We start from the raw sequence: 12,150 nt of genomic DNA, 5'->3' as shown, positions 1-12,150 counted from the left end.
ATGGGCGAATGGCCATTCGCCCATACTGACTTTTGACTTCCGTGAAACGGTATGACTTTTGACTTTTGAATAGATCAAAATAGGGACGTTCTATGGAACGTCCCTAAAAGGGTTGTGGTTTTGATTGTGTAGTTCACCCATCTCAAAAGCGCTATAACAGCCTAAAAACAAAAAAATTTTGACTTACAAACAAGCTAATTTTAGCCCTGCATACTGACGTTGCAGGCAATATTTAACTACAATAGCTTTTGGACTTGTCTCAATGTCCTCAACTATTTGCGTATTGCTATAAATAATTTGGTAATGGTGATTCAGGATCTAGCACACCCTAGTCGATAGTAGCGACTATGATGCCAACTCAAGTTTTGATTGCTACTTTCTTGAGTTTCGGAAGATGCTTTTTTGGTTTCCTCTCTAAATAGAGGAGTTGATTTTTTCAGTAGGTCTCTCTGTACTGCAATAAAAGCACGATTTACTACCAGAGCAATCTTTTGTTGATAATCTTTTTCAGCTTTTTTTGTTTGAAATTGCGAACCTTCCTGACTACAAGCATATAATGGTGGCAGACGATTCAGAGCATAAGTTTCTACATCAGCTCCCTTAATATATTTTGCCAACTTTTGAGGCAGCAATTTCATTTTGCGATTGACTTCCTGTGCAACCATCTCTTCCATAATATTGATATATTTCTTTTGAGAGTTAGTCTGAATCATTGGAGATATCCTTATTTATCTTCAAAATATTTCTTGAACCTACATATCAACAAGTAGATGTTAACATTGGTTTGTTGAGTCTTTTTTGTTGTATCCTCAACATATTCTTATTATCAGCGTATTTCTGGATGAATAGCGAGAATGTGGATAAGCTCTCACAAAAAATTATGCTGTTGTTTTGAATGTGCAAAAAAATACACAATAACTCGTCAAGAATTACATTTAGTGTTTTTTTTTAGATTAAACTTGCAATTAAATGCCTTTTTTACTACTTCACAACTGGGTTGGTTAGGATATATGTAATGAAACAAGAACATCAGACAAATTACTTTAATTAACTTGTTTGCTGGAAACAGCTAATAACAGACCATCAGGTTGCTTTGAACACTCACTCATAATTCGCAGGGGGATAATTATGGTTATTTCTAAAAAAACAGAACCTCACAATGCACTCAAAACATTATTAGCTGTCCAGGAACTTAGACAAAAAGAACATTTTTTGGGACTTATTTTAGACCAGATTCATCAGTCTTTAAATTTGGATGAAATATTAGAGACTACAGTAGAGTCGGTACGACTTTTTTTGGAGTCTGACCGTGTGGTGATTTATCGTTTTTTGGAAGATGGAAGAGGTATCATAGAAAAAGAATCTGTTACAGCAGGTTGCAGTCCAATGTTAGGTAAAATTATTGATGACCCATGTTTTCTAAATGCAAATATTATAGAACGTTACAAACAGGGTTGTATTAATCTAATAGATAATGTTGATACCTCAGATGTCAACAAATGCCATGCGGAGCTACTCAGAAAGTTTCAAGTCAAAGCAAGTATGGTACTACCAATCTTAATTAATCAAGAAACAGAAAAACAAGGTACAGACAAGACTACATGGGGGTTAATAATAGCTCATCAATGTACTCACAACCGACAGTGGCCAGTATTAGATACTAATTTATTAGAGCGTTTGGCAACTCAAACAGCGATCGCTATTCAAAAAGCTGAACTGTTTCATAGTGTAGAACAAAGAAATCAAAAATTAGAGAAAATAGCTTATATTGATAGTTTGACAGAAGTTTCCAATCGTCGCTACTTTCAAGAAAAACTAGACCAAGAATGGAAAAGATTAAAACGGGATGATGGTTCTATGTCAGTAATTATGCTAGATGTAGATTATTTTAAGCACTACAATGATACTTACGGTCATCAACAGGGAGACAAATGTTTGCAACAGGTAGCTCAAGCTATTAGTGCAGGAGTCAAACGACCAGGAGATTTTGTAGCTCGATATGGTGGAGAAGAGTTTGTGGTTATTTTGCCAAATACTCCTATAGAAGGAGCATTGAAGGTTGCAGAAAATATCAGAAGAGAAATCGAAGCTTTAGAAATTCCTCATACAACTTCGGCAGTGAGTAACTGGGTGACAAGTAGTTTAGGAGTGGCAAGTAGTAACTGCTCTGCTGAATCTAATCCTGAGATGTTGCTACAAGCAGCAGACATGGCTCTTTACAATGCTAAAAAAGCTGGTAGAAATCGAGTTCAAACATCTAAATCAGCAGATGTTGTGGCAGTTAACTTACAAGTAAAATCTGCAGCTACCTTATCAACAGCTCAAGTATTTGAATATGCAAAATCTTCTCGAAATTTAGTTGCTAAATTATCTTGTTCACAATGGTTAAATCCAGATAAATTCCTTGGTTCTACTAACTGGAAAAGAGCTTCTATGAATATAGGAATGTTGCAGATAAAAATAGTCAATATTAATCAAAATACATTGCATAATTTGACTCAATATTTAGCCAATAAATACAGCAAATTCGTCATTGAAAATTTAAACGTTAGTGGAATGTTTCGCTGCACGATATGAAAAGAGAATCATAATTTAGTTAAATATTTACCATACAAAGGCTTTTATTAGTTAAAATAGCAATTATAATATAAATTTTAATGGTACAAATATATGGTTATTATTGTTGATATTTTTTATTTATCCATCATCAAAGACAAAAAAACTTTTAGCCAATCCTATTTTTTGCCAGAATATCTAAGTGTTAATTATTGATTTTTGAATATTTTTATTCCTTATTCCTGATTTATTAGTCACAGTATTTATAAATTTTTTTTCAAAATGGTATGATTTAGTGTTTGAAAACGCCTTAATATTATTAATATTATTATATATTGATTGACAAATTAATATTAATTATGATATAAACTCTACTTAGTAAAATTTGAGATTATCTAGCAATGACATCCCTAACTCCAGAGCAATATAAACAGAAAATGCAGCGCCGTAAACAAGTACAAGAACAACGAGTATCTCAAGCTGCTCAGGAAAAAGGCTTAATTATTGTGAATACTGGCAACGGTAAGGGCAAAACTACGGCAGCTTTGGGTATGGTAATGCGTTGTTTGGGCCATGGCTACCAAGTGGCAATTATCCAATTTATTAAAGGTGCTTGGGAACCCGCAGAAAAAGCAATTTTTAGCAAGTGGGGCGAACAAATACGTTTTCATGCTTTAGGAGAAGGGTTTACTTGGGAAACTCAAGACCGCGATCGCGACATTCAGAAAGTTTATGAAGCATGGAATTTGGCTTTAAATTTTATCCGCAACCCAGATTTTAAATTAGTCTTGCTTGATGAAGTTAATGTTACTCTAAAATTGGGTTATCTAAAGTTAGAAGATTTATTGGTTGGCTTAGATGAAAAACGAGTAGATTCTCATATTATTCTTACAGGTAGAGGTGCTCCTTCTGATTTAATTGAAAGGGCTGATTTAGTGACAGAAATGAAGATGATTAAGCATCCTTTTAGAGAACAAGGTGTAAAGGCGCAGGCTGGTATTGAGTATTAATTTTGATAGAAAAAAGGAAGAATGTTTGATATTTTGGGGTTTAAGTCTCTTCTTCCTAAAGCAAAAAAGTAGAAAAATTCTAGATTTTATTGCTCAATTAGATCGAGAAGTTTATAGAACAAGGAAAAGTAAGTAGTTATAATCAATATTTTTTATATGAATAGTCATAGCGATCGAAAAACAATAATCGAAAATTTTGACTGGAATGATCTTTCCCTAGAGGAGTTAAAGTTGATTCAATCTAGAATTAATCAAGCAATCGATCTCAAGAGAAACGAGTTATACTTAACCAACTCTACTACCAAAAATACTCTAATTTATGGGTATAAAGCAAGTATATATAAAGTATCTCCCGTTCACCTACGTAGCTCATTGTTTAAGTATCAAAAGTGTATTTTTGGAATCAGTCTTGGAAGTAAAAATGTTGTATCAAATGGATTAGCGAAAACTTTAATGCTTGCCTAGTCCTAGTTACTGATAGTATATACCGACTGACAATTGAGGTAAGGCAAGGATTGAAAGGAGATGAAGCTCGGTTAGAGGCAATTCGCACTGGAGAACAGTTTATTAATCAAAACTATTCGCTGTTTGAGCAGTATTCCCGAAGCTGTCAATTTCAGTTGAAGACTACTTCAGAAATTGAGAAATTATCGGATTTTAAGATATATTATGAAGACCTTGAGAAGCTTTACAAAAAAAATGAATCTTTTCAAGGTTTGGTCAATTTATTTGTTCAACAATATCTGAACCGAGTTCAACAGGTAGAAACAGAAGAAGTGGATGAGCAAAGGCAGCATCTAGGAATAATATACTTTCTTGAGGAGTCCGCTATAAACGCTTACCTTGTAAAACAAGGATGGCAAGTTGCCGTTTATCCAGGTTCAATCAAAATTTTTGAAGATATGTCGGAGGGGCTACACCCAGAAGTACCATTACCGCTCAAGCAAATGGTCTGGGTTCGGCTGCGCCTCAAAAAGCGGAATGCTAAAATTGAGAAGGAATGAGAATTTTTGGAGATGTCTAGTCGTGAATTCTTCTTCTTCAGGGTTGTTTATCAAGTATCCTTTCATTTTGCTTGCGGGCAAGATGCCCGCACTACTAATCTACTCTAAATTAATAATGATTTCCTACTCTTCTATGATGCACAGCAGGCAAAGCATCTGAGTCACTAACTCGCCCAGTATCAACAGTTGCGTAAATCAGCCAATGGTCGCTTGCTTCCATCCGACTTGCTACTTCACACTCTAAATAAGCGAGGGCATCACTTAAAATCGGACTACCATTTTTAGCCGTTTGAGTATTCACTCCTGCAAAACGATCTGCACCGGGTGGGAAACGCTTCAGAAAATGTCGCATCAGACCTTGATAGTTATCTTCCCGCAATACATTTAAGACAAAGCGATCGCCAGCTTGCATTAGTGCCTCAATAGCTCGGTCTTTTGCTACTGCTATAGAAACTCCGAAAGGTTGGAAACTAGCTTGTACTACCCAAGAAGCTAACATGGCACTACTAACTTCACCTTTGGTAGCAGTAATAATATATAAACCTCCACTCAGACGACCTAAAGCTTTATCTAGGTCACTATCGAGAGACTTCATTTGCTTGATAGTTTCCTTGAGAGTCAAAAGTTGCCCTGCATCTGTCCCCGCTTCCTCACATAATTTGTAAGTTAATTCTGAGGGTGTTTCTTTGATTAGAATATTGGGGAATGCTTGTTTGAGACCTAATTCTTTAAACTGGTTGGCAAGAGGATAAATAGATAAGTCGTCCCCACCACCTGATTCAAACAAACCAAATGCTTGCTTTTTATTTGCTGCTGCCAAAATAGTACTGATCGCTATTTCAGCAGTGCTAGCTACCGGACCTGTGCTGGGTGGCGCTCCAATCGCGATTCCTTTTGCCATTTCTACCAATTCCCGTACTTCTTGGGGTTCGGCAGATTTTAAGTCCATCATTTCCACAGCTACCCCTGTTTTGATTATCCCGTGGGCAATAGCTTGGGAGAGGCGATCGCTATAACCATAATCAGAAGTATAAAATACTGCGACTGTTGTCTCTGCTTTGCTTTTTGCTTTACTCCACTCTTCATAACGGTTTGTTAGTTCTACTAGATTATGACGTAGTAGGGGACCGTGACCGGTGGCAATGGTATTGATTTCTCCCAGTGCTTTCATACGTTTCATGGCATTTAAGACTGAGCGAGCATTTGGAGCCATGAGACATTCGTAATAGAATTTATAGTCTGCTTCTATGTCACTGAGGTTTTCATCATAAGTTTTGTCTGAGCAATAGTGCATTCCAAAAGCATCACAGGTAAATAGGGTTTGGGTTTTGCGATCGTAACTAAATATTGTGTCAGGCCAATGCAAATTTGGTGCCGAAACAAATTCTAAAACGTGACCGTTGCCTAAATCTAATTGGTCCCCATTTTTGACAATTTGCTTATTAAATGGTATATGAGTTAAATTTTCTAAAAATTGAATTGCTACTTTTGCTCCAACTACTGTAACTTGGGGAGCTAGTTCGATAATGTCTTTGACTAAACCACTATGATCTGGTTCGGTATGACTAATAATTAGGTAATCTATTTCGGTAGGTTTGATCAGACCCCACAGGGTATCTAGGTATAACTGGCGAAACTTTTCATGGGATGTATCCACCAGGGCATTTTTTTCTCCTCGAATGATAAAGGAGTTATATGTGGTACCATTCTGTAGACCAAATTCTATATCAAAGCGATCGCGGTCCCAATCCAGGGAACGAATGGCCGTTGTATCAGGAGCAATTTTATTTGTCTCTATTGTAAGTCTATTTTTTACTCGGTCTTTTATTGCTACCATCGGAGACCTCTCTCTAAAATAATGATTTTTATTTGCTTTTTAATATTTTTACACAATTTAACTATAAGTTTTTCATAGAAAATTTTATTAGATAGTTAAAAATATCAAATTAGACTGAATTTATTTTATTTTATTAGAGAGATATGTCTCAATTTGTGGTATAATAATCAGGCTTTGCTACTATCCAATGGCAGAAAGGGGAGAAACAATGAAACACCGATTAGCCACCGTTGGAGGTTTGACAACGGCTTTAGTGTTAGGGACTGCAATTCTGCCATCCCAGGGACAGACCTGTTATGGATATGGCTCTGAAAAAGCAAATTATGAAACTACAAACTTTAAGATCAATATTTGCGAAACCCGGAAAGGTGAGTATATATTCATTAGTCAACCCAAAAATGGAACTGAGCAAGATTGGCTGATCGTTGGTAATGCTATAAAAAGAGGTAGTTCTTGGGAAGCTTATGACCCAGTACAAGGGATTGAATATATTATTGGCCCAGACCAATATCGTGTAGATTCAAGAACACAGAATGCACTCACCGAGCGTGTAATTAATTACCAAGCTAAAGGAAGAATTAAGTTAAAAACTTGTTATGTACTCAGACCAAATGGATTATATATTTTTGAGACACGCAACTCGGCAAGTCGTAGAGTTGGGGTAGTAGAAAATGGTCAAAGAATAGAAGTTACGGGAAATGAAGAAATTGGTAGTGGTACCCAAAGATTTATAGAAGTGACAAATCCATATCAAGGATATATAGTTTCTAGAGATAGTAATGGAAATTATATTTCAGATTGTTCTTCAATTTAGGGAATAGGGAATAGGGAACAGGCAACAGGGAAAGAAGATGGGTAAAAATTACCTCACTATCTTAAAAAGTTCTGTTGCTATACAAATAATTTTGTTTACCTATAATAAACTTCTCCAAAAATCAAAAATAAAATCAATTCTTATCCATAAATTATCAATTGCTTTTCCCTACTCCCTACTCCCTACTACCTAGTCCCTATTTTCTGAAGAAGTCTAATGAATCAATATTATGCCAAAGTGGCTAAAGGGTTAGAAACTATTGCTGCTCAAGAATTAGAAAGTTTAGGAGCTAAAAATGTCTCTCCAGAATTTACGGGGGTAAGTTTCACTGGGGATAAGACTTTACTTTATCGGGTTAATCTTTGGGCAAGAACTATTTTTAGAGTTTTAGTTCCCATTGCAGAAGTTAGATGTGTTAACCGAGAAGTTTTATATAAGGAAGTTAAAAAAATTCCTTGGCAAAAGTATATATCTCCTAAAAATACATTGGCAGTTCACTGTACGGGAAGTAATGAGAAATTAAAGCATACTCATTATACTGCTCTGCAAATAAAGGATGCTATTACCGAGCAACAAATAGAAAAATTTCGCTATAGATCGAATATTGATACTAAAAATCCTGAGATATTAGTTAATGCTCATATTGAACATAAGAATTGTATCCTTAGTTTGGATAGTTCTGGTAGTAGTTTACATCAGCGTGGCTATCGGTTGGCAATGGGTTTTGCTCCTTTGAAGGAAACTTTAGCAGCAGCTTTGTTGGAGATGGCAGAATATTCTCCAGACTTACCTTTTTTAGACCCTTTATGTGGTTCTGGAACTTTACCTTTAGAGGCAAGTTTAAAAGCATTAAATATTGCACCTGGATTGTTTAAAAATAAATTTGCTTTTATGAATTGGCGTGATTTTGATGAGTCGCTTTGGCGAGATTTATTAACAGAAGCTAAGAATAGTCAATTAACTGAAGTAAAATCAATAATTATGGGAAGCGACAAAAATTCAGAAGTGCTTTTTCAAGCTCGTAGTAATGCTAAAAAATGTGGTGTTTCAGATAAAATTAAGTTTATACAAACGGATTTATCTAATTTAGAACCTCCAGCAGAAAAAGGAATAATTATTTGTAATCCTCCTTATGGGGAGCGTTTAGGAGAAGTGGAAGAATTGGGTAAGTTTTATACAATGTTGGGTGATGTTTTTAAACAACGTTTTACTGGTTGGACTGCTTTTATTTTGACAGGAAATAAACAATTATCTAAACAGGTGGGGTTAAGAACTTCTGCTAGAATTCCTGTTTATAATGGTCCGATAGCTTGTAAATTATTAAAGTATGAATTGTATTGAAGAAGGAGTCAGGAGACAGGAGACAGGAGACAGAATAGAGAGGGTAGAAGCAAAAAAAGCTTAGAAGGGAGAAAGTTTAATTACATAAGTAATATCAAATCCGCTTGGCAACCGAAGTGTTATAAGAAACAGGGTTTGTAGGAGTTCATTAATGGATAATGGATAATTGATAATTGATAATTAATAATTACCTCTGGTTAAAACCGAGAAGATTGAATATATAGCTTGCAAATTATTAAAGTATGAATTGTATTGAAGAAGGAGTCAGGAGACAGGAGACAGGAGACAGAATACAGAGGGCTGAAGCAAAAAAAAGGTTAGAAGGGAGAAAGTTTAATTACATAAGTAATATCAAATCCGCTTGGCAACGGAAGTGTTATAAGAAATCAGGTTTGTAGGAGTTCATTAATGGATAATGGATAATTGATAATTAATAATTACCTCTGGTTAAAACCGAGAGGATTGAATATAAGGAAATATTATTTATTCTCTTGGTCGATTGGATATGGCGAGGAGACCTCGCCATCCCATCCTAACGGACTGCTCCGCAAACGACCGCTTTTTCTCCTTGAAAGGGGAGGCTTTTAACCGGAATTATTTAATTAACAATTAACAATCAATAATTAATAATTATTAATTGTTAATGCCATAAACTTTGGCTTTAAAACAAACCGGGTTTCTGGCGGTATTAGATACTACAGGATTTGATATAACTACCACAGGTAGAATAACTTTTTTGATAATTATTAGCCAGGAATGTATTAATTAAATTTTGAAAAAAGGGGAAAATGCTAGATATATAGCAATTCTAATCTAAATAATTTATGAATAAAAAACTGTAGGGGTTTGGTCTCCAAATTCCTATTTTAATCCGGCTGCTTCAGCCAAATAACTGATAACTGATAACTGAAATAATTCCCTAAAAAAATGAATAATCAAAAAGATTGGCAAGCTAAAAATTTAGAAGCAATTCGACAAAGAATTTCTTGGCTGCACGAACAACCTGATGGAGTAATTTTTTCTCAACCTTCTGGCATACATTTTTTAACTATAAAAAAAATTCAATTCATCATTCAGCTAGTATTGGTAGAGCAAGTAACTTTAAAAATGAATTGGGTTCAATCAATACTTAATTTGAATCACCCTACATATTTAATTTTTCCTTACACTCAGGCAATGATGTTAGCTTTGCTGTGGAATAGTCAGCCAAAAAAAATTTATATCGCAGGTTTTGGTGGGGGTAGTATTCCTCAAGTTTTACATCACTATTTTCCAGATGTAACAATAGAATGTACAGAAGTAGATGCTAATATACTGGCAATTTCTCAGAAATTTTTCGGAGTCGAATTAAATGAAAGATTAAAAGTAAAAATTCAAGATGGTAGGGAATATTTAGAACAAAAAAACGATGGGGATAAGTATGATATTATTATGGTCGATGTGGCTTTTGGCAATGGCTATATGTCTTATAATTTAGCGACTCAAGAATTTTATGAGTTGTGCGATCGCCATTTATCAAAGTCTGGAGTTATAGTTGTCAATACATTACAAAGTAATCGTTTTGAAGCGGAGTATGTGAAAACTATTCAATCTATTTTTCCATCTATTTATGTCTGTCATACTAGCGGTAAAAATACTATTATTATTGGTACTCGTGACAATCGAATTGAGAAAGCAGAAATTATAGAAAAAGCTAAGTATATTCAAGATAAACATCAGTTTTCGTTTCCTTTGGTAGACATAGCAAAGAATCTAAAAATCATTGAAGAATTATCTGGTTTAAATTTAGAGAAAGTTTCAATTCTCCAGGATAATACTTCACCTGGTAATTATTTTGATTCATGGTTATTTTAATGAAAAGGCAAGAAAGAATAAATAAAAAAAAGTGGAATGAAGTAACTATCTGAGACCTAAGCTATATTAGAAATCGTAGAATATTTTTACTGGCGTTGCACAATTATGGGATGATTTATAAGGAAGGATAAACTTTTCTAATAGGCGATCGCTGAAAAATACAATTTTAATTTTGTTTTTTTGGTTTATATCAATGGAATGTCTTATTGGTCTAGATTATTCTTTGCTCAGTAATAAAGTTAAATGTGAAAACTTTGGTTATTGTCAGGAATTAGTTGAACCACTCCCCTTGACTGGTTAATATATTGATATTAATTTGGTAAGTTGTGATGCAAATATATAGCTAAAAAAGGATTATTAGGACAATTACTGATGATGAATTTTAGACTAGGAAATGTTTTTCCAACTTTTCCCAGTGCGCGTGTTCCCTGTTCCCTAGTATAGAAAGACTTTCTTATTTAATGGTCGTTTTTCTGGGGTATTATCTGTGAGGAGATACGATAAAAGAGTTAAAAGAATGTGGATGATCTCCAGCATCTTATTCTGAATATTTAGATAGACACTTCACTTAAATCAAAATTCTACTTTTATTACTAACTATTTTGAAAAATACGGCGACCTTAATACTCTTTATTTTTCTGTCGATCCACCTATAGCTTCTAGGAAAAATTGTCTTGAAGTTATCAAAGATATACCATCCGTAGGTTGCAATAAACCTGTTCCTTTAAGAGCAAGAAAATCTCACTAAATAAAATAGTAAATAAGTAGAAAAAATGAAAATTTTACAAGACATTTTAGTTTTATACAAACTCCCCATCTAAATCAACAATTCATAGATATAGATGGGGGTAGATGAAAATTACTTCTCAATCTTTACAGAAAGAATTTTGTCACCCTGACGAATAGCATTTACAACTTCCATATCTAAAGAGTTAAAAGAATGTGGATGAGCTGCAGCATCTTATTCTGAATATTTAGATAGGTACTTCACTTAAATCAAAATTCTACTTTTATTACTAACTATTTTGAAAAATACGGCGACCTTAATACTCTTTATTTTTCTGTCGATCCACCTATAGCTTCTAGGAAAAATTGTCTTGAAGTTATCAAAGATATACCATCCGTAGGTTGCAATAAACCTGTTCCTTTAAGAGCAAGAAAATCTCACTAAATAAAATAGTAAATAAGTAGAAAAAATGAAAATTTTACAAGACATTTTAGTTTTATACAAACTCCCCATCTAAATCAACAATTCATAGATATAGATGGGGGTAGATGAAAATTACTTCTCAATCTTTACAGAAAGAATTTTGTCACCCTGACGAATAGCATTTACAACTTCCATATCTTCAGTTTTTCCAAAAGTTGTATGAACGCCATCTAAATGAGGTTGGGGAGCGTGACAAATAAAGAATTGACTGCCACCTGTATCGCGACCAGCATGAGCCATTGATAAAGTTCCAGCTAAATGTTTATTACTATTAATTTCACATTTAATTTTATAACCAGGGCCACCTGTACCTGTACCTTTGGGGCAACCTCCTTGAATCATAAAATTAGGAATAACACGATGAAAATTCAAGCCATCATAAAATCCTTTTTCACTTAATTCAACAAAATTTTTCACAGTATTGGGAGCATCATTATCAAACAATTCTAAATTGATTGTTCCCTTTTCTGTTTCCATGATAGCTCGTGTCATTTTTTGAATTTCTCCTAAAGTTAAAGAAGCAG

9 protein-coding genes are annotated in these 12,150 nt (G+C 34.3%); 6 read left to right on the top strand and 3 right to left on the bottom strand.

What is annotated here, in order from left to right; genetic code table 11:
• Positions 1-311 precede the first annotated feature (311 nt).
• Positions 312-713, bottom strand: a complete 402-nt coding sequence (locus tag ACP6PM_RS18730; protein WP_426587240.1) for a late competence development ComFB family protein — start codon at positions 711-713, stop codon at positions 312-314.
• A 415-nt stretch (positions 714-1,128) separates the two neighbouring features.
• Between ACP6PM_RS18730 and ACP6PM_RS18725 the strand changes: the two genes are divergently transcribed.
• The 3 genes from ACP6PM_RS18725 (at position 1,129) to ACP6PM_RS18715 (ending at position 4,570) form a co-directional block, all read left to right on the top strand.
• On the top strand, positions 1,129-2,577 hold the full coding sequence (locus tag ACP6PM_RS18725; protein ID WP_426587238.1) for a sensor domain-containing diguanylate cyclase: 1,449 nt from the start codon (positions 1,129-1,131) through the stop codon (positions 2,575-2,577).
• Positions 2,578-2,957: 380 nt separating this feature from the next.
• Entirely contained in the window at positions 2,958-3,566 is a 609-nt protein-coding gene (gene cobO, locus ACP6PM_RS18720) for a cob(I)yrinic acid a,c-diamide adenosyltransferase (RefSeq protein WP_426587236.1), read from the top strand.
• A 428-nt stretch (positions 3,567-3,994) separates the two neighbouring features.
• Entirely contained in the window at positions 3,995-4,570 is a 576-nt protein-coding gene (locus tag ACP6PM_RS18715; protein ID WP_426587248.1) for a tRNA-dependent cyclodipeptide synthase, read from the top strand.
• A 109-nt stretch (positions 4,571-4,679) separates the two neighbouring features.
• Here ACP6PM_RS18715 and ACP6PM_RS18710 read toward each other — a convergent pair whose 3' ends face one another.
• Positions 4,680-6,407 (bottom strand): diflavin flavoprotein, encoded by a 1,728-nt coding sequence (locus tag ACP6PM_RS18710; RefSeq protein WP_426587235.1) that lies wholly within the window; start codon positions 6,405-6,407, stop codon positions 4,680-4,682.
• 208 nt (positions 6,408-6,615) lie between these two features.
• Between ACP6PM_RS18710 and ACP6PM_RS18705 the strand changes: the two genes are divergently transcribed.
• The 3 genes from ACP6PM_RS18705 (at position 6,616) to ACP6PM_RS18695 (ending at position 10,416) form a co-directional block, all read left to right on the top strand.
• Positions 6,616-7,221, top strand: a complete 606-nt coding sequence (locus ACP6PM_RS18705) for a hypothetical protein (protein WP_293106214.1) — start codon at positions 6,616-6,618, stop codon at positions 7,219-7,221.
• Positions 7,222-7,437: 216 nt separating this feature from the next.
• Entirely contained in the window at positions 7,438-8,562 is a 1,125-nt protein-coding gene (locus ACP6PM_RS18700) for a THUMP domain-containing class I SAM-dependent RNA methyltransferase (RefSeq protein ID WP_426587233.1), read from the top strand.
• A 927-nt stretch (positions 8,563-9,489) separates the two neighbouring features.
• Positions 9,490-10,416, top strand: coding sequence for a spermidine synthase (locus ACP6PM_RS18695; RefSeq protein WP_426587231.1), 927 nt, complete (start codon positions 9,490-9,492; stop codon positions 10,414-10,416).
• 1,282 nt (positions 10,417-11,698) lie between these two features.
• Here the strand turns inward: ACP6PM_RS18695 and ACP6PM_RS18690 are convergent.
• Positions 11,699-12,118: a peptidylprolyl isomerase gene (locus ACP6PM_RS18690; RefSeq protein WP_426587246.1), complete on the bottom strand. Its 420-nt coding sequence runs from the start codon at positions 12,116-12,118 to the stop codon at positions 11,699-11,701.
• Positions 12,119-12,150 lie beyond the last annotated feature (32 nt).

Origin of the sequence: Dapis brunnea BLCC-M229, from assembly GCF_050015995.1 — a bacterium.
Taxonomy (GTDB): Bacteria; Cyanobacteriota; Cyanobacteriia; order Cyanobacteriales; family Microcoleaceae; genus Trichodesmium.
Note: the sequence above shows the minus strand (reverse complement) of the source record. Positions and strands in the feature narration are given on the sequence as shown.